General features: G+C 41.5%; 14 protein-coding genes and 1 pseudogene. 10 read left to right on the forward strand and 5 right to left on the reverse strand.

Annotated features, from left to right (window positions below):
- Positions 1 to 107: 107 nt before the first annotated feature.
- The 7 genes from QTA56_RS16080 (at position 108) to QTA56_RS16110 (ending at position 4,751) form a co-directional block, all read left to right on the forward strand.
- A complete protein-coding gene (locus QTA56_RS16080; protein WP_267981999.1) occupies positions 108 to 764 on the forward strand; it encodes a glutathione S-transferase N-terminal domain-containing protein in 657 nt (218 codons plus the stop codon).
- 14 nt (positions 765 to 778) lie between these two features.
- A complete protein-coding gene (locus QTA56_RS16085) occupies positions 779 to 1,204 on the forward strand; it encodes a ClpXP protease specificity-enhancing factor (protein ID WP_267982000.1) in 426 nt (141 codons plus the stop codon).
- A gap of 15 nt (positions 1,205 to 1,219) precedes the next feature.
- Positions 1,220 to 1,879 carry a hypothetical protein gene (locus QTA56_RS16090; RefSeq protein ID WP_267982001.1) on the forward strand — a complete coding sequence of 220 codons (660 nt, stop codon included), beginning with the start codon at positions 1,220 to 1,222 and terminating at the stop codon, positions 1,877 to 1,879.
- Between the two features lie 385 nt (positions 1,880 to 2,264).
- The gene (locus QTA56_RS16095; RefSeq protein WP_004652550.1) at positions 2,265 to 2,624 is read left to right on the forward strand and encodes a roadblock/LC7 domain-containing protein; all 360 of its coding nucleotides are present in this window, start codon (positions 2,265 to 2,267) and stop codon (positions 2,622 to 2,624) included.
- A gap of 165 nt (positions 2,625 to 2,789) precedes the next feature.
- Positions 2,790 to 3,758: a hypothetical protein gene (locus tag QTA56_RS16100; protein WP_267982002.1), complete on the forward strand. Its 969-nt coding sequence runs from the start codon at positions 2,790 to 2,792 to the stop codon at positions 3,756 to 3,758.
- A gap of 8 nt (positions 3,759 to 3,766) precedes the next feature.
- Positions 3,767 to 4,309: a GTP-binding protein gene (locus QTA56_RS16105; protein ID WP_004800075.1), complete on the forward strand. Its 543-nt coding sequence runs from the start codon at positions 3,767 to 3,769 to the stop codon at positions 4,307 to 4,309.
- 22 nt (positions 4,310 to 4,331) lie between these two features.
- Positions 4,332 to 4,751 carry a roadblock/LC7 domain-containing protein gene (locus QTA56_RS16110; RefSeq protein ID WP_249571255.1) on the forward strand — a complete coding sequence of 140 codons (420 nt, stop codon included), beginning with the start codon at positions 4,332 to 4,334 and terminating at the stop codon, positions 4,749 to 4,751.
- Between the two features lie 88 nt (positions 4,752 to 4,839).
- On the opposite strand, the gene QTA56_RS16115 is transcribed toward QTA56_RS16110, so the two are convergent.
- Together QTA56_RS16115 and QTA56_RS16120 are read right to left on the reverse strand one after the other, a co-directional pair.
- Positions 4,840 to 5,397: a TetR/AcrR family transcriptional regulator gene (locus tag QTA56_RS16115; protein ID WP_267982003.1), complete on the reverse strand. Its 558-nt coding sequence runs from the start codon at positions 5,395 to 5,397 to the stop codon at positions 4,840 to 4,842.
- Positions 5,398 to 5,948: 551 nt separating this feature from the next.
- Positions 5,949 to 6,197: pseudogene (locus QTA56_RS16120) on the reverse strand (IS1595 family transposase); the annotation flags it as partial.
- Between the two features lie 332 nt (positions 6,198 to 6,529).
- Between QTA56_RS16120 and QTA56_RS16125 the strand changes: the two are divergent.
- From QTA56_RS16125 to QTA56_RS16135, 3 genes are all read left to right on the forward strand, one after another.
- Positions 6,530 to 7,870 carry a sphingomyelin phosphodiesterase gene (locus QTA56_RS16125; RefSeq protein ID WP_267982004.1) on the forward strand — a complete coding sequence of 447 codons (1,341 nt, stop codon included), beginning with the start codon at positions 6,530 to 6,532 and terminating at the stop codon, positions 7,868 to 7,870.
- Positions 7,871 to 7,890: 20 nt separating this feature from the next.
- On the forward strand, positions 7,891 to 8,820 hold the full coding sequence (locus QTA56_RS16130) for a lipase secretion chaperone (protein WP_267982005.1): 930 nt from the start codon (positions 7,891 to 7,893) through the stop codon (positions 8,818 to 8,820).
- A 150-nt stretch (positions 8,821 to 8,970) separates the two neighbouring features.
- On the forward strand, positions 8,971 to 9,438 hold the full coding sequence (locus QTA56_RS16135) for a ferritin family protein (protein ID WP_267982006.1): 468 nt from the start codon (positions 8,971 to 8,973) through the stop codon (positions 9,436 to 9,438).
- A gap of 30 nt (positions 9,439 to 9,468) precedes the next feature.
- Here the strand turns inward: QTA56_RS16135 and QTA56_RS16140 are convergent, their stop codons facing one another.
- The 3 genes from QTA56_RS16140 to QTA56_RS16150 form a co-directional block, all read right to left on the reverse strand.
- Positions 9,469 to 11,415 carry an acetyl/propionyl/methylcrotonyl-CoA carboxylase subunit alpha gene (locus tag QTA56_RS16140; RefSeq protein WP_267982007.1) on the reverse strand — a complete coding sequence of 649 codons (1,947 nt, stop codon included), beginning with the start codon at positions 11,413 to 11,415 and terminating at the stop codon, positions 9,469 to 9,471.
- A 73-nt stretch (positions 11,416 to 11,488) separates the two neighbouring features.
- Positions 11,489 to 12,319 (reverse strand): enoyl-CoA hydratase/isomerase family protein, encoded by an 831-nt coding sequence (locus QTA56_RS16145; RefSeq protein WP_267982008.1) that lies wholly within the window; start codon positions 12,317 to 12,319, stop codon positions 11,489 to 11,491.
- A gap of 232 nt (positions 12,320 to 12,551) precedes the next feature.
- On the reverse strand, positions 12,552 to 15,392 hold the full coding sequence (locus tag QTA56_RS16150) for an HD domain-containing phosphohydrolase (protein ID WP_267982009.1): 2,841 nt from the start codon (positions 15,390 to 15,392) through the stop codon (positions 12,552 to 12,554).
- Between the last annotated feature and the right edge of the window lie 208 nt (positions 15,393 to 15,600).

Consider the following 15,600-nt stretch of genomic DNA (forward strand, 5'->3'; position numbering starts at 1 on the left):
CTCGGATTTTTCCGAGGTTTTTTATTTGCATAGACTTTCATTCCACAAAGATGCTTTTCTAGCATTTTTTTAGTATGCTAATCCGTTTATATCTCTAGCTTTGTGATATGTCATCGGTTGAAAATACGCCTGTTCAAGGTATTACGCTTTATAGTCATGCAGATGATTTCCGTTCACACTGGATTCGTTTTTTACTTGCTGAAAAACAGATCAAGTATCAGCTCATCATTACCGACCATGAAGATGAGGACTTAGCTGACCTGAATCCATACAACCAGTTGCCGATGCTCATTGAGCAGAACCTAAAACTCTTCTCGGCAAATGTGATTGCAGAATATCTTGATGACCGTTATCGCCAGAACAAGCTCTATGCAGATGCGCCAATGGCAAGGGCTGAGCAGCGTCAATATATCTGGCGTTTTGAGCAGGACTGGTTTCAACTGGCTGACCACATGCTCCGCCATGCAGACACACTCAATCCCGCACAAAAACAGAAAGCACAGAAAGAGCTGAGAGATACCCTGATCTCACTGACCCCTTTATTTCAGCATTTTCCATTTTTCATGTCTGAAAATTTCTCCATTCTGGACTGTATGCTTGCACCCATTTTCCTGCGCTTAAGGAGCATGGGGATAGAGCTTCCCCAACAGCACTGCCGCCCCATTTTCTTGTATTGCCATCGTATCTTTAGCCGACCATCTTTTATTAAATCAATGACAGCTCAAGAAAAAAACAGCTACAATGACTTAATTTCTACGATTTAATAAGTTTTTTAATTATGTCTGAGCAAATAACCTTTACCCCGACACGTCCCTATCTTGCCCGCGCCATTTATGAATGGATTTGCGATAACCAATTGACACCCTACTTATTGGTTGATGCCACACAACCCCATACCGACGTTCCACTACAGTTCGTAAAAGACGGACAAATTGTCCTGAACCTTGCCCCACATGCCATCCATGCCCTGCATATGAGTAATGAGGCCATCACGTTCTCGGCACGTTTTGGCGGCGTGGCAAAAGAAATTTATGTGCCTGTTCGGGCGATGTTGGGAATCTACGCCAAAGAAAATGGACAGGGTTTATTTTTCGATCCAGCTGAATATGCTGACATTGAAGATACAAACACTCCTCAGATGACTGAAACAAAGCAAGAAGCAGAACCAAGTAAAAAGAAACCTTCTCTTAGAATTTTAGATTAAACGAGGAAATACACGATGGCATTTGACTTAGTTCAATACTTTTCCGAACAAATTAAGCTTCAAAAACCACAGCTTTTTAGCCAGTATTCTCCCAAAGAAAAGCAATCTTATATTCATGAAGTCAATGTGCTGACATTGGGGCAACTGATTAGTCTTTGGAGACAAAATCCCCAAAAACTTTATCAAGAGATCAAGGCTGCCGACCCGCTTTATATTCAGGAAATTGCCCGACACCTGACCACTTCCAAACATAATAAATCTACACTTAGCCCAGCCGAGCTAGAGTCCAGTATCTCGGAGGTATTGAGTCTACAGTTTACTGAACTGAATCAACTTGACCAGACAGGAAGCTTTGGACAAACAGGACTCACAGAGCTTTTGCTTGGACAAATCGAGCACTTGTCTGGACAGGCAGAAGACTGGGTTTGGTCAACCAACCAGCTTACCGAACTGAAAGGTTCCAAACCTGTTGAGCAGCAAGATATTTCACTGGAAACCACCATGCAGGAGTTCAATCAAATGGTTCATCAGGCACAACCTAGCATCCATCACACTGAAGAAATTGAGGTTGAACAGCCAGATGTTCCAGCCTGGTCCTATCTGCTTTCCCCACTCATTGCATTGGTCATTTTACTATTCATGTATTGTTCTTACAGTCAATTACTTGCACATTAATTAAACAATAATTGATAAAGAAAGTTTAAAAACTTTCTTTATCATGTACTTATAATAAATTTAAATTTCATAAAATATGTTTTAATACAGTTTAACAAGAAAAATATTTACATTTATTTACAATCAAAAGAGGAATTTAAAATAAAATATTAGTGTGAATAAAGTCACATTAAATTTAGATTATTATCTTTAATTGGTATTTTAAGTTGTTTATTTGAAAAAAATTGTCAATTATTAGCACTCCTGTGATTTCAACACTTTTAAAGTATTATTGATTTAATAAAAGAGTTTCCTATAATAAGGTTATCTACTTTTGAAAACTAATCAAAAGCAAAAGTAGGGAATATAAATTCATAAACAAGATGTATTAAGTAGAGATAAAATCATGGCTAAAATTTCATTAGAAAGCTTAACAAATATTGATGGTTTCGTTGCAGCAGCGTTGGTAGATACAGAAAGCGGTTTGGCGCTGGCAACTCAAGGCGGGGGTGCACTTGATTTAGAATTGGCGGCTGCGGGTAATACTGAAGTTATTCGAGCTAAACGCCGTGTTGCTAACTCTCTGAAATTGAATGATGATATTGAAGATATTCTCATCACCCTTGGTAAGGCATATCACTTGATCCGCCCTCTGGAAAGCAATGGCAACCTGTTCCTCTATCTAGTATTGGACCGCAGTAAATCTAATCTGGCAATGGCTCGACATGAGTTAAAAACATTTGAAAAAGAGTTAGACTTTGCTTAATTGGCAATTACACAATATTTAATATAATTAGACTTCTTGTATATATCTTTATCTTCTTTATTTATAATAAGAAGATAAAGATAATACAAGCGGTCTATTATTAGTCTCTATTATAAAGACTAGTTTTGTGCAGTCCAATATTTTATAAATTATTAAAGTGATACTATGAATGGACATTGCATTAATATCGCGATTTCGGGTATAAGTTTAAAAGTTTCAGATGAATTAAAAATAGAACTTAGAAAAACAATACCTCATGAATTTGGCATTAACTGGATTAACATTGCCGATCCAAATATCGACCTACTACTAATAAATGAAAATTTTTTTGATACTGAAGGCATTCAACGTATTTTAGAACAAAAACAACTTCCCTGCTTAAAGGTTTCCAAAGGGCAAGGAACTTGCAATATAGAAGAACACAATACACTTTACCTACCCTTTCAACAAACCGACGCCTTGAAAAACTGGATTCATCTTCGTCTTTTAAGTTATCTATCCAATCAACAATCGCAACACATTAAGGTAGAGCCTGTTTCAGGACATGATGCGGTCAATGAAAAATTTTTAACTGACATGCTGAATCCAGAAAATGCCCGACTTCATCTTTTTGATGATCACGGCACCCTGGCAATTATTGACACACGTAGCCAGATTGCCTGGCTGGAGCCAACACGAACCCAGACCCAAACCAACCACACTTTTAATTATGAGTTTGCGACCACCTCAGACTTCACCAAGGTGTCCCGTAAGGTCGAATATAATTTACAGGACTGGTTATGGAACCTGTTTTGGCATTCTCTTGAATTTCAGCGTTTAGCGCCAAACGAAAGTGAGTACTATAAAATCGAATACTGGCCTCAACCAGCGCAAAGTAGCGATCGAAAAATTACACTGCATCTTTCAGCCTGCTTTATACAAGGAGCACAACTTTCCCAAGTCGCCACACAATTAAAACTTCCCATTCAAACGGTTCAACAGTTTATTGCTGCCTGCATTGTTTCCAACAATGGCGGCATTATCACTGCATCAGAAAGCCATTATTTACAAACTGAAACTGCTGAACAACCAGCTGAACAGCAAGGTTTTCTGAATAAATTTTTCGGCAAAATCAGACGCCGCTTTGGGCTTTAAGGAACAATATGATTCTTCAACAATATAAAATTGTGTTTGCAGGAAGCATGGGTGCAGGTAAAACAGAAGCGATTAAGTCCCTTTCTGAAATTCCAGTCCTTGCCACCGAAGCACTCAATACAGATAGCCAGGCCCATAATAAGATGCAAACGACAGTTGGTATTGATTATGGTGAAATTACATTAGATGATGGGGTAAAGATTGGTTTATATGGAACACCAGGGCAATCGCGCTTTGACTTTATCTGGCCTGTTATTTGTCAGGGTGCTTTAGGTGTTATTCTATTAGTCGACCATAACAGCAAGGTTCCCCTTGAAGAACTTGAAGGCTATCTTGACACGTTTAAGGACTATACCAAGAATATTTCCATTGGTATTACGCATGTCGATGAAAACAAGGAACATACCACCTCTATTTATCGGGAGTGGCTAATACAGAACGAGTATCAATATCCCCTGTTTTTTATTGATGCCCGTAAACAGGAGCATGTGTTGCTCATGATTGAATCACTCATTGCAGCACTAGAAGTCAATTTAAAAGCAACAAATTAATCACTTTATAAAGAGAAGAATTATGTTCAGTATTCCGAGTCAACAACGTACGGCGCCCAAAGAACTCATTCAAATGGCGAAAGCCCAGGCCAATGATATTTTAATGAACATTCGGGGTATTGATTACATCATGCTCTGTTCAACAGATGGATTTGAACTGGCTTCCGTTTATAAGAAGAATCCTTATAACAGTACCAAGCTTGCTGCTGTCAGCAGTTCCATTCTGGCAATGGTCAGTGCGTTCCTGAATGAAATCCAGTTGACTGGATGTCAAAGCATCACTCTGGATGCGGAGAATGGCAAGGCAATCCTGACCTCTATTCCTGCACCACATCATCCGATGGTCATGGTGACGCTGAGTAATAAGGATGTTCTACTCGGACAATTGCTTTATAGTTTAAAACAGGCAAGTGCAGCAATTGTTGCCGCTGATCAAACATAATTCTTAACCTTAACCAGTTTACCCATCCGAAAGGCCGACAACTTTTCGGATTCTTTTTATATAAAGTGATCTAATACTCAAGGTACACTCAATTGTATTGTGACAGATTGGTAAATATGGACCATATTCCATCCTGATCCACCTCAAACCCACACAAAAGCCGAACCATTGCCCCATCAATCATAAATAAGAATAGATCAACATCGGGTTTTAACAGGCTCATTTCCATACCTGACAACAACTCCAAAATTTCCTGAACCAGCCATTCCCGATATTCAAGCACCACCTGATAGGCTGTAGGATAAAGCTGTTCAATTTCAAAAATGGCTTTAAACAAAAGATGATAAGGGCTATTCAGGTCTGCATGTAAGAGATAAATTTCCCTGAGTTTATCGGCTGCCGTAAAGTGTTGGCATGAATAAATAACTGCCCGCACCTCTTGTTTGAGCCGCTCTTTTTGCACCGTCATGCATATTTCAATAAATCGTTCTTTAGACTGAAAATTATTATAAAAAGTCATTTTGGCAATTTTGGTTTGCTGCAAAATAAAGTCTATGCCTGCCTTGTGAAATCCATAGCGATCAAATAGCTGGATGGAGGTATACACCACCTGTAATGCTCTTGGAGAAATTTTTAAATTTGACATATAGATACCGTCCACTCATCTTTTTTGTTGTATTTAAATGAGATAAAAATGCCCTTACCCTATAACGAGTAAAAAAAGGCATGCAGAGGCCCTAAAAGACTGCCCTGTCGCATCTCAAGTTTTATTGTTGATCTGTTTTTTTAGTCGCAACGACCTAAGGCCTGAACACCCAAAGGCGATCAAACTGTGTAAAAGACTAATCTGGAGGTATAAGAATAAAATACATAGCCAACTCCTAAAATTCGGAATTCTGCCAATGCATTCAAAATTATGGTGGCAGAACGAAAGAGGGTTGACGGACTGGTTCAACTCCAGCACACCCGAAGGTGTCCCACTCCCGTCCTACCGCTACGGGAGGAGACGAGAAGCTTACACACAAAACTATTCCTCAGAAGAAATAATCCTGATGTAGTTGAAACGGCCCGTCAAGACCGACTGACCATGTGGGTCAGCATGTACAGAATAATCTGTGAGTTTATGAGTGTCAATGTAGAGAAATGGCAAGTTATTAAATTTCTTAACTTTTAAATAGGGTGGCAGATCAGCGAACACCCACGTTTTCCCTTGCGCACACCACCAAAATAACTTTCATCCAGCTTAATTTGTCCCTCAAGGACATCTATGGCATCTTGGGCAAGATGATACATAATGAACTGACGTATTTTTCTCTAAAACAAAGCAACAGAATTAGGTTGAGTGCGGAGTAAATCGGCTGCTGTTCTAGCGGTTACTTCTGCTATAGAAAACTCAAGCAGTTTTCTTTGAGTTTTTTTACTTAATTTACATCTGTTTATTTTCATAAAAGTAGATTATCACTGTTCTAATCCACTACAGCCCCTTAATTTTTATATGTTATTTTTCAATTTTCTTTTTTGAAAAAAGAATCATCTATTCTTATTTATCAATATGTTCATATCTTACCCAGCTTTCACACTACGGCTTTAGACTAAAGAAATAAACAATTGTTTTTTAAACATCAGATGAATGGTAAGAATTTTAAATGATTTAGCAACATTTTTTCATTATTATATTTTTTGAACAAAAATACACCATAAAATGTTCGTTAATGAACACAACCAACAAAGTGTAGTTATTTTTTGTTCATGAATCTTTAAGCACTATGGAGAGAGCAATGAAGCTGAATAGCTTAAAACTAGGCGCAGGGGTCGCGTTACTGTTAAGTGGTTTTGCAAGTCAAAATACACTGGCAGATTCCTATGTATTTGTAACCAATACCACACCACAAACTGTATCAATACAGGTGAACCATACAGGTAGCCAAATTTTGCAGCAGGGAAACCAATGGGCTCAAGAAGCAACGCAAATCGCACCTTATGAAACCAAACGTGTATTACGCCTAAACCGTTATTCTGGAATTAAATCTGGACAGACCTATAATTTTGATACTGTGGTCACTAGTGGCAACTCACAGGTTATATTGAAGCAAACCATGACTGGAACATGGACTGGTAGCAATATCAAGCACGGTATTCAAACCTCCACAGCCACTTCACCCTGGTATTCTGACCGTAATGTGTATCGCCTCAATACAACTTATGGTGGGTTGTCAGCACAGGCTGCTGTAAAAGCAGAATACACAGGTGGATATGATGATTTCCATTACACCATTCACCAGAACACAGTTCAGGAACCTGTATCAAGCAGCGCAGATGAATTAAAGGTGCTCACTTATAATGTGTATGCCCTACCCATGGTTGCAAGCAAGATTAGTGAGCGGTTGGCTGAACTTCCAAACCATGTAAAAGGCTATGATGTGATTATGATGCAGGAAGCATTTGCATCATCACGCACAGGCATGTTGAATCAACTCGCTCAGCAATATCCATATCAAACCCATATTCCAGTTGGTTCTGGCTACAACTTATTTGACAGTGGCTTAGTGATTGTGAGCCGTTACCCAATTGTGAAAACAGCACAGCTAATTTATCCAGATTGCACGGGAACAGACTGCTTTGCTGACAAGGGGGTACTGTATGCTGAAATTATCAAGAATGGTAAAGCCTATCATGTGACTTCAACCCATACTGCTTCGTTTGACACAACTGAGGCGCGTGCTTTACGTCAGGTACAATTTCAGCAAATTCGCCAGTTAGTGGATCAACAGAATGTTCCAAATTTTGATGCTGTACTGATGGGTGGCGATTTTAATGTGAATAAATTCCTGTGGCCGCAAGATTATCAGGATATGCTGACAAACTTAAATGCAACCGCACCGATCAGTACTGGCTACACAGCTTCGACTTTTGACCCTCGTGTAAACAAACTGGCTGGAGCAGCAGGTTCGGGCGGAACAACTGTTGAATATCTGGATTATATTGTTTCTTCAAATACACACCGCCAACCTCTCCAATCCCGTAATGATGTTCGTATTTTGCGTTCTACGGCTGACCCACTCTTTATGACCTGGGATTTATCTGATCATTTTCCAGTAATGGGTCAATTTAACTACTAACTTAATAAGTAGACTAAGATATGAACAAAAGACTATTGTTGACAATCATGGTTGTTTTGGTGGTCTTGGTCGGTTTTGTAGTTTGGAAGAGCACCAGCTCTTCCGCTGCAATCCAGCAGACCAAAACAACCACCCAATCAAATGATCCATCTAAAGACTTTAGCGATACCAAAATGCAAAATAAGAACAAGGAGGAAATTTTACAAGAGTCTCTTTCCAGGCAATTACAATCGCTACAAAAACAGCCTGGCAATATTACTCAATTCCTAAATGATTTTAATACGAATTGTCATGTTCAGGATTGTAATGCCGCTTTAGCGAAAGCATTAGCCAATTACCCTGATCAAGCATTTGCGCATTTGGTTGAAAACCTATTAAAACGCATGCCGCAATATGAACAACAAATGCAGAGTACAGTATTATCCACATCCTTATCGCCTAAACAGCGTTTCGATGCGCTATGGAAATTAAGAGAACAGACTTTAGGGACAGCAGAAACGATGCTCGGTTTTGGACAAGAGCGAAATTATGCAGACTATCGTTTCGCCTATAATGATCTGTCTCAAAATCAGAATCTCAGCGCAGAACAACGTCTAAAAGCTTTTGAGTCACTGCAACGTCAGTATCCTGATGCAGTACAGCAAGAAAATAAAATTGGGCTTTACGAACAGGCAATTCAATTAATTAATCATAGCTCAAGTAATCCTACTGAAATTGCGAGCTTGAAACAAAAACTACAACAGCAGTATTTAACTGAGCAAGAACAACAAGATATTCAACTTCGTGATCAACGTGAAGTACAACAGCAGCAACAAGTTATTCAGTATCAACAGGCTGTTAAACAGTTGCAGCAAGAAATGGAACCTCTCAAATCTCAAATCTCGGAAACTGAATGGCAAAAGCAGTACCAGCAACGTTTGGAAAAACTGCGTTTAGATATGTTTTCTTAAATAATTGAGCCATCCACATATAGATGGTTCAAATCTTGAATAACCAATATGATATTGATCAATCCGCATAGTTTTTCGTCATTCTTTCCAAATGAATGTTAAGATCAATCCCTATATCTAAATACAAAAAGATTGATAGGAATCAAAGGAATGAACTACCCGCAATATCAACACGACTTAAATACTGCACTGGAATCGGAAATACTGGGCGAGCTTATTTTTCTAAATGCGGCCAAACATGCCCGTTCAGCAGAACAACAGCAAAAGTGGCAAACCTTGGCACAACTGGAAACCCAGACTTTACAACGGTTACAGGACTTCTTGAAGCAACAGGGACAAACTGCCTCCATTCGTTTTTACCTTAAACTGCAAGCTAAGGCATCGGGTATTGCAATGGCGAAACTTCCCTGGAAGCTTGCCATGCATCTACTTAAACAGGGCACAAAACCCTTTATGGCAACGTTTGAACGGATGAATCAACACGCCGATGCAAATACTCAAGATTTCCTAAAATATCTGCTCGCACATGAACAGGCTTTGGCTGAATTTGCAACGCAGGAATTAAAGGGGAATTCAACAGACTCATTAAAAGCCGTATTCAAGTTATTAAAAAGCTAGGTATTAACCTAGCTTTTTAATTTATACGCTTTATGCAATCGTGACATTTAACAGTAATTGTCGTTTTTTCACCTGCTGCCCCACTTGACCAATCAGTTCCTCAACCACACCATCCACATCAGACTTGATCTGCTGCTGAATCTTCATGGCTTCCAAGACCAGTAAGGTTTGGCCTTTGCTTACGGTGTCACCCACATTGACCAACAGATTGACAATCGCTCCATCCATCGGCGCACGGATTTTACCATCGCCCACCACCTCAGCCGCCTCTGGAGCTGCATAAGTAGTATTTTCGATCACAACATTGCCATTGCCTGCATCTAAATAAAGCTGGTTTTGATCAAGCACATAATCCAGTTTACGGCGTACACCATTCACATTGTAAATAACCTGATCATCACTAATTTCAACCACATCCACCGTGCTTTGCTGGTCACACAGTTCCACTTTCACTTGCTGGTGATTGGTTTGGACATGCAGCAATAATTGCTGGTCTGCATATTTCAGCTTGAGTGGGAACGGAATTGAAACACCTGTTTGCCAAGATACTTTTGACTGGTTCTGCTGGGTAAATAACGCCGCAGCAACCGCCAATGTTTCAATATTCAGGCTTTGCTGATGCAGACTGACATCATCCTGAAAATGCTGCTGGATAAATGCGGTATTGGTATCACCCGCCACAATAATCGGATGATGCAGTAAATTCACCAAAAACTGTTTATTGCTGTTTACACCCAGCAACACACAATCATCAACTGCTCTTGCCAGTAAGCGAATGGCATCCTGACGGGTTTTACCATAGGCAATCACCTTGGCAACCATTGGGTCATAGAATGGGCTAATTTCACCCTGTTCCAACATGCCATGATCAATACGCACATTTGGCAACGCAGCAGGCTGCCAACGCAACACTTTCCCTGTCTGTGGCAAGAAGTCCTGACGTGGGTCCTCAGCATATAAACGCACTTCAATCGCATGCCCGTTTAAAGTCAGTTCATGTTGCTGTAGCGGCAGTGTTTCGCCATTGGCCACACGGAGTTGCCATTCCACCAAATCCAGCCCTGTGATCATTTCGGTTACAGGATGTTCCACCTGCAAACGGGTATTCATTTCAAGGAAATAAAACTCACCTGATTGATCCAGTAAAAACTCAACTGTTCCCGCGCCGACATAATCACAGGCTTTGGCTGCTGCAACAGCAGCCTCACCCATTTTCTGGCGTAGTTCTGCTGTCATCACTGGGCAAGGAGCTTCTTCCACCACTTTTTGGTGACGGCGTTGAATCGAGCAATCGCGTTCAAACAGGTACACATAATTACCGTGTGTATCACCAAATACCTGTATCTCCACATGGCGCGGTGCAATCACCGCTTTTTCAATGATCAACTCACCTGAACCAAAGGCATTTTCTGCTTCGGAACGTGCAGTCTTTAAGGCTTCCAACAAATCAGCCGACTGGTGTACCAAACGCATACCGCGTCCACCACCACCTGCCGAAGCTTTCACCATTAAAGGGAAACCAATCTTCTCTGCTTGTTCAGCCAAATATTCAATGTCTTGCTGATCACCCTCATAGCCAGGAACACACGGCACACCCGCCTGAATCATGGCAATCTTGGATAAACGTTTGCTCCCCATCAATTCAATTGCAGGTGCAGTCGGCCCAATAAAGGTAATGTTATGGTCAATACATGCCTGTGCAAAATCAGTGTTTTCAGACAGGAAACCATAGCCAGGATGTACCGCATTGGCACCTGTCTTTTGACAGGCTGCAATAATGTTGGCAATCGACAGATAGGATTCGGAAACCTTGGAGGCTCCGATATACACTGCTTCATCTGCAACCTGAACATGGCGTGCATTGGCATCGGCATCTGAATACACGGCAACGGTCTGATAGCCCATTGCTTTCGCTGTTTGCATCACCCGAACGGCAATCTCACCACGGTTTGCCACTAAAACTTTTGTAAAAGCCATTTTTATTCTCTCTCAAAGCATCATTTCGCCTTGCTGATTACTCTTGCGCAGTGGCAAAGCAGTGCTTTGCTGATCACTGCTCATCAATTGCCCAAGTTGGCAAACGTTTTTGAATAAAGGCCATCGTGCCTTCCTGCCCCTCTGCCCCACCAACAGCTTGAGCAAACTGCTGTGCAGCATCATCAAGCAAAGTGTCTAAAGGCTCATTTAAAGTACGGTGTAATAAGGCTTTGGTGGTACGGGATGCCAACGGCGCAGCACGTTTAATCTGTTGGACGGTCTCAGCAAGTTTTTGTTCAAGCGCTGCTTCATCTGAAGCCACTTCATGCACTACACCGAGCTTTAACGCGGTCTCACCATTAAAACGTAAGCCCAACAGTGCCAAACGACGCGCTTGGGTCAGTCCAATTCGTTTCACCACAAAAGGGGCAATTTGTGCTGGTAACACACCCAAACCTGTTTCAGGTAAACCAAACTGGGCGTTATCACGACTAATCGCTACATCAGAAACACAGGCCAAGCCAAAACCACCACCTAATACCGCACCCTCTAAAATCGCCACAACAGTTTGCGGTGCCTGATCAACCTGTTCAATCATGGCACCAAAACGGCGGTTAAAATCAACATACGGTTGTAGGCTACCAGCATTGGCAACTTCAACACGTAAGCCCGCCATATCCTTAATGTCTCCACCTGCACAGAAATGCCCGCCTTTTCCACGCAGGATCACGGCACGAATCGAGGTATCTTCGGCAATATGGGCAAAGACCTGCTGAATGGCATTGACCATGTTTAAACTCATGGCATTTCGGCTTTCAGGTCGGTTCAGCCAAAGTGTTAAAATACTGCCTTGTCGTTCAAGCTGGATGCTGTCATCCACTTGTAAAGTATCCAGATTACTCATTTTATTCCTAATTTTTCATTCTTAATCACAGGTTGGCTATACAGGATCAACATCATATGCAACCACATGATCACGGGCAGCATTACCTGGATCAAAGATCCTTGCCCAACATATGACATTGTTATAGCCTAGATGACCATGACCTCAGCCCCTCACATCAACCCAGCCATGCTTCACAATATATCTCCACTTTACAAACCAAGCAAGTGCTTGGTTTGTAAAATAAGCATTATCATGCGTGATTAGCTTTGGCGGTACGCACCACAGCGTCTATATCTACCTCATCAACTTGATGAGGTGGAATAAACTGTTGGGCATAATCCAGCCATAAACGACTTTGGACAAAATAGATAAACAGTGTACAGTCAAGATGATTTTCCTGACACATTTTTGCCATGATCATCAGTGACTCAGAAATGGTTTTGGCAGATTTGTAAGGACGATCCGCGGCAGTGAGAGCCTCAAAAACATCGGCCAATGCCAGAACACGCTCCTCAACAGACATTTGTGCCGCTTGTAAGCGTCTTGGATAACCCTGTCCGTCCATACGTTCATGATGGTTAGTGGCAAGGTCGGGAATACGCTGTAAATGTTTGGGCCAAGGTAATTTGGTCAGCATAATCAGGGTCTGGACGATATGATTGTTAATCGCAAAACGATCTTCGCTGGTCAGTGTCCCTCGGCGAATACTGAGATTATAAATTTCCCCAGTATTTCTTTGGTAATGTGGAAGTTGCATGTCAAAACCATGCATGTTTAACGGATCATCCCGCTCTACATGAGGTTTATAATTTTCATCCCATGCAACGATATGCTCAGGTTTATCTGCCAGTAGTCGCTCCTGTACAGGGAGTGGCGGCGCAGGATGATGATAAAGTGACTGTTCCAATAGCGATAGCCCAAGACGGTTATCAAAATGACGTAACCATGTTCGCTGTCCGATCTGTTCTAAACGTAAAATCGTCTCATCACTTAAAAATTCCCCTCCAATATTGCATTTGGCAATAAAAGCAAAATCATCCTGTAGTTGCGCATACTGTGCATCACGCTGGGCTTCTGCACATGCCTGTTCTGTTCCTGTCAGTTGAGCCTTTAGACACGCTATCTCGGCATCCCGATATAACACTTCAAAACGGGTACGAATTTCATGGATACGGTTGTACAAGGTTTCCAATTTGGTGGCTTTGTCAATAATATGTTCAGGCGTGGTAATTTTACCGCAGTCATGTAGCCATGCTGCCAGACGGAAAGCCTCACGATCATCCGCATTGCAATGGAAATCAGCATATTGCCCTTGTGTTTCTGCCGACAAGTGATCCACAATCATCATTGCCAGTTTGGGCACACGACGGCAATGTCCTCCTGTATGGGCACTCTTAGTATCAATTGCATCGGCAAGAACCAGAATGAAAGCCTCCAGAAGCGCTTTCTGTGATTCAATCAATTGCCTTGTTTCAATTGGAATTGCCAACATTCCAGTTAACCGTTCACTAAAAATCAGGAAGTTTTGTGACGTATGTTCATGATCACCTTTATGCTCTAAAATCACATAACCCAAAATGTGTCCATCACGCCCACGTATGGCAAAGGCCTGACACAGGGCATGGCGGTTAGGCTGCTGATTCTCAATGTTACCCAATTGTGCCGCAACGATATCTACCTGATCTTGTCGTCCATAGGCGGCATTTTTTTGCCAACTGTTATCTTTTGACTGAAAAAGATACACCGCCCCACTATCACAACGAGCGGCCTCTACAAACAACCGAAGTACTTTATTCAGCATGGTGTCGATCTGTGGTTCAGCTTGCAGCACCTGACTGATTTTTAACAATGCTTCCATGGTACGACTGACATCATCCGTAACATCGGTCAGTTGATAGGCTTCATACAACAAACTAAACTCAGGGCTAGGACGACTAAAATCAAAATGTGACATCTGCCGAACACGACGAATATGCTGTTCAATAATCTGGCCAATACGATGACCAAGCCATGCTCCCAAAGCAAGAAGCAGCATCCCCAAGACAATCGCAATCCCAATCATCTGGCGGCGATAAACAGGCAAATCCTTGAGTAGTTCTTGACTTGGAATGGCAACCAATAGCTGTAGCCCCAGTTCACGATATTGAGCAAGTTCAATCTTTCGTCCCAACCATTGTTGATCATCAGCCTGATAGGCCATTACCTGAGTTTGTGATGGTAACTGCCACAACTGCAATAAGGCTGTGTTTTCCAGATGTTGCAGTGCAGGGGCTGGTGTGGTGGATGTGACTTGATCAATAGCTGAACCCGTATTGACCCCAATTACTTCGCCCTGACTATCCACCAATGCAATTTGACTATGAGGGGTAATACTCAATTGTTGCAGTGCATCCTTAATTCCATTCAAGGGTAAATCCATCGCAACAATCGCATGTGGATTACTGCTGCGCATGGAAAGTGTTACACCCATCAAAGGTGTATCTGCATAAATATAGGGTTTTGAAATGGCAACATCTGTGGTGGCAAGCGCATTGTTATACCAGGGACGTTGCCGAGGATCATACACATAGTCTGGATCTGTACGTTGCTCAATCAGGTTGAGATGCTGATCATAGAATAAAAGTTGGTGTGTACGCTTTTCTCCTGCCTGCCCCAACAATGCACGAACCACGTATTTTGCCTGTTCTGGTGCATGGTAGCTCTGACGTAATATCGCATTGGTTAATGGGCTCACCAGAAAATAATCACCATTATCATAGCCAATATACACAGACGTTAATAATGGATTGGCATACAAATTGGTAGTAAAGGCCTCTAGGCGTTGCAACCGCTGGGGCAATGTGCTGGCTTCAACCACGGGATCAAAGGCCAGAACGCGCAGCAGTGCTTCAGCAGGATCAATAATTTGTTGTACTTTTTGTTCCGTAACTTGACTGGTCATTTCCGCCTTGCTAGTTGCGGCATCCAGAAGCAACGTCTTTGCCTCAAACCAGTTAACTGTTGTAAAAGTGACGGATGTCAATGTGATGGCAATGATCATCATCATGGTCATCACCATGCGAATACGCCATTTATGTTGGAGCCGCTGCATTATCCTTTGCATATTTTTGTTCCATGTGTTGCATCTTGCAACACGACAAAAGGCCAATATTTTTTTAAATATTCTGGGTATTTCTATAACATTCTATTTTGGCAGGTCATCACAAACATCATAAGTCAATACCCTGGACATGACAATCCAGAGAGAAAAAATTGCGATGAATTTAAAAAATTAAATGATTGATATCAAATAAATATTG

The sequence above is a fragment of the Acinetobacter thutiue genome, assembly GCF_030385805.1.
Classification (GTDB): Bacteria; Pseudomonadota; Gammaproteobacteria; order Pseudomonadales; family Moraxellaceae; genus Acinetobacter; species Acinetobacter corruptisaponis.

Excerpts from the sequence above, each read along its gene's own strand:
- QTA56_RS16115 (WP_267982003.1), bottom strand. The coding sequence starts at position 5,397 with ATGTCAAATTTAAAAATTTCTCCAAGAGCATTACAGGTGGTGTATACC.
- QTA56_RS16145 (WP_267982008.1), bottom strand. The coding sequence starts at position 12,319 with ATGAGTAATCTGGATACTTTACAAGTGGATGACAGCATCCAGCTTGAA.
- QTA56_RS16150 (WP_267982009.1), bottom strand. The coding sequence starts at position 15,392 with ATGCAGCGGCTCCAACATAAATGGCGTATTCGCATGGTGATGACCATG.
- QTA56_RS16080 (WP_267981999.1), top strand. The coding sequence starts at position 108 with ATGTCATCGGTTGAAAATACGCCTGTTCAAGGTATTACGCTTTATAGT.
- QTA56_RS16135 (WP_267982006.1), top strand. The coding sequence starts at position 8,971 with ATGAACTACCCGCAATATCAACACGACTTAAATACTGCACTGGAATCG.
- QTA56_RS16090 (WP_267982001.1), top strand. The coding sequence starts at position 1,220 with ATGGCATTTGACTTAGTTCAATACTTTTCCGAACAAATTAAGCTTCAA.
- QTA56_RS16130 (WP_267982005.1), top strand. The coding sequence starts at position 7,891 with ATGAACAAAAGACTATTGTTGACAATCATGGTTGTTTTGGTGGTCTTG.
- QTA56_RS16085 (WP_267982000.1), top strand. The coding sequence starts at position 779 with ATGTCTGAGCAAATAACCTTTACCCCGACACGTCCCTATCTTGCCCGC.
- QTA56_RS16100 (WP_267982002.1), top strand. The coding sequence starts at position 2,790 with ATGAATGGACATTGCATTAATATCGCGATTTCGGGTATAAGTTTAAAA.
- QTA56_RS16105 (WP_004800075.1), top strand. The coding sequence starts at position 3,767 with ATGATTCTTCAACAATATAAAATTGTGTTTGCAGGAAGCATGGGTGCA.
- QTA56_RS16125 (WP_267982004.1), top strand. The coding sequence starts at position 6,530 with ATGAAGCTGAATAGCTTAAAACTAGGCGCAGGGGTCGCGTTACTGTTA.
- QTA56_RS16110 (WP_249571255.1), top strand. The coding sequence starts at position 4,332 with ATGTTCAGTATTCCGAGTCAACAACGTACGGCGCCCAAAGAACTCATT.
- QTA56_RS16095 (WP_004652550.1), top strand. The coding sequence starts at position 2,265 with ATGGCTAAAATTTCATTAGAAAGCTTAACAAATATTGATGGTTTCGTT.
- QTA56_RS16140 (WP_267982007.1), bottom strand. The coding sequence starts at position 11,415 with ATGGCTTTTACAAAAGTTTTAGTGGCAAACCGTGGTGAGATTGCCGTT.